At 37.2% G+C, this 1794-nt stretch carries 1 protein-coding gene; it reads left to right on the forward strand.

The features are described 5' to 3' along the window. Positions 1–504: 504 nt before the first annotated feature. Positions 505–1794: hypothetical protein (locus AAC037_RS24120; protein WP_339906223.1), on the forward strand; the 1290-nt coding region annotated here is incomplete at its 3' end.

Here is a 1794-nt window from a genome sequence, read left to right on the forward strand (position 1 = left end):
TTGTCACAGGTATGGGAAACATTCGTGACGTAATACCATTTCCAAGAACTCCGGGAAATGCGGAGTTTTAATTTGATTTGTATGTATAACTAAGGTTAAAGAGGCTCAAAAATCAAATTTTGAGCCTCTTTTGTTTAACAAATAATATATCGCATCATCGCTATACCTAAACAATTATACGATTGAGAATAGCTATTTGATTAATATAATACCTAAACTTCTTTTAAAATTTCGATAGGAATAATTCTTCTTGTGGAATAAATAGCTGATATTAGAAGGGTATTGCCTATTTAGATTAAGGTGGAAGCCAGTAAGTAATCCCATTAAGGATGTAAAATTCACCTAATCATTTATCTCCCTTGCAAACAATATTCCCATGAACCCTATGAAAAAGCAATTTTCAGGAGTCAATTCTCTAGTAAAATACTTAACTTTTTTACTACTATTATTTCAGCCGACAATTCAAAGGGTCGCCATTCTAAAAAAAACACAGGCATTAGCTATTTGTACCCCTTATCTATTTTCTTCTTAATCAGCGCATGCGATAATAAAATAGAAAACAGTGAAGAAAATTCAGCCTCAGGCATCCAACCTTGGTCAGAAAACCCCAGCTACTGGGAATACAATGGAAAACCTGTACTCTTACTAGGTGCTTCAGACAATGACAACTTATTTCAGTTGCCAAATTTAAAATCTCACCTGGATAGCATTTCTATGATTGGTGGCAATTATGTCAGAAATACCATGAGTGATAGGGATGAAACCGATGAAAAAGCCTTCTCCAAAAATGAGGGTGGAAAGTATGACCTTAAAAAATGGAATTCCACTTACTGGCAAAAATTTGAAGACCTGTTAAGTTTGGCGCAGGAAAGAAATATCATCGTACAGATTGAAATCTGGGATCGTTTTGACCATGCTAGGGAACAATGGCTAACGGATCCTTTCAATCCCAAAAACAATGTGAATTACACTTACGAAGAAGCTAAGTTGGATAGCCTCTATCCTGATCATCCGGGCCAAAACAAACAACCCTTCTTCTTCACTCCTCCCAGCCTTCAAAACAATAAGTTGCTTTTAAAATACCAGCAAGCATTTGTTGAAAAATTACTTTCAATTTCTTTGGCCTATAGAAACGTACTTTACTGTTTGGACAATGAAACAAGTGGAAGGAAAGAATGGGCCACCTATTGGGCTTCATTCCTTAGGGAGAAAACAGGTGACAAAGCTATTGTCTTAACAGAAATGTGGGACCATTGGGACCTTAAATCAGCGGAACATAAAAGAACATTAGACAATCCGGAGCGGTATGATTTTATAGATATCTCCCAAAACAGTCACCAAACAGGTGAAACCAACTGGAACAATGCACAATATGTCTTCAATTACATCGAGGGCAAACCCAGGCCGGTTAATTCCGTCAAAATTTATGGTAGTGATGCCCATGGAGCTTGGCTTTCCAGAGGAATTACTACCCAACATGCCGTGCAAACATTCATTAGAAATATTTTAGGTGGCTTTGCTTCCAGCAGATTTCACAGACCCCCTCATGGTTTGGGGTTAAGTCATTGGCCCATACAAAGCATCAAAACGATAAGGAAAATAGAGGAAAAGGTAAAATTTTGGAATTTAAAACCCATGATGGATCGTTTATCTGACAGAGAAGAAAATGAAGCTTACCTTATAGGTAAGACCGGTGAGTCGTACTTGCTATATTTTCCTGCAGAGGGAGAGGTGAAATTAGATTTAAACCCACACACCAAGGAATTTGAATTGTCATGGATAAGCTTAGAAGAA

This window comes from uncultured Cyclobacterium sp. (assembly GCF_963976465.1).
GTDB lineage: Bacteria > Bacteroidota > Bacteroidia > Cytophagales > Cyclobacteriaceae > Cyclobacterium.